The sequence below is a fragment of the Leifsonia sp. SIMBA_070 genome, from assembly GCF_046534635.1.
GTDB lineage: Bacteria > Actinomycetota > Actinomycetes > Actinomycetales > Microbacteriaceae > Leifsonia.
This window is the reverse complement of record NZ_JAWRYK010000022.1, coordinates 1-545: the sequence shown is the minus strand read 5'-3', so window position 1 is coordinate 545 and position 545 is coordinate 1. Positions and strand designations below refer to the sequence as shown.

At 64.8% G+C, this 545-nt stretch carries 2 protein-coding genes; both read right to left on the bottom strand.

Annotated elements, in window-relative coordinates; genetic code table 11:
* A partial coding sequence (locus tag SB754_RS19210) for an ATP-binding cassette domain-containing protein (RefSeq protein WP_410784013.1) occupies positions 1 to 153 on the bottom strand: 153 nt, incomplete at its 3' end.
* Positions 150 to 545, bottom strand: a 396-nt coding sequence (locus SB754_RS19205; protein ID WP_410784012.1) for an iron chelate uptake ABC transporter family permease subunit, incomplete at its 5' end; no start/stop codon positions are given. The genes SB754_RS19205 and SB754_RS19210, both read right to left, overlap by 4 nt.

Here is a 545-nt window from a genome sequence, read left to right as displayed (position 1 = left end):
GGCGAGACCGAGGAGGACCCGGATCGTCGTGGATTTGCCCGCACCGTTGGGGCCGATGATCGAGGTGATGCCGCCCTCTTTGATGTCGGTGCTGACGCCGTCGACGACGAGTTGCGGGCCATAGGACTTGGAGACGCCGGTTACGGAGATCATTTGACGTTGCCTCTCAGCAGCAGGATAAGGAAGACGATGCCGCCGACAAATTCGATGACGATGCTCAGTGCGGTGTCGAACGCGAAGATCCGTTCCAGGACCAGCTGGCCGCCCACCAGGGCAATGATTCCGAGCAGGACGGCGATGGGCAGCACCGCGGTGTGCCGGAAGTGCGAGCACAGCTGGTAGGCCAGCGAAGCGACCAGCAGGCCGAAGAAGGTGACGGGTCCCACCAGGGCCGTGGACACCGCCACCAGGACGGAGCAGATGATCAGCGTGGAGGTCACGGCTTTGCGGTGGTCCACGCCAAGGTTGACGGCCATGTCCCGGCCCAGCGCCAGCACGTCAAAGGACCGGCGCATGCGCCAGGCCAGGACGCTGACCAGGGCGAC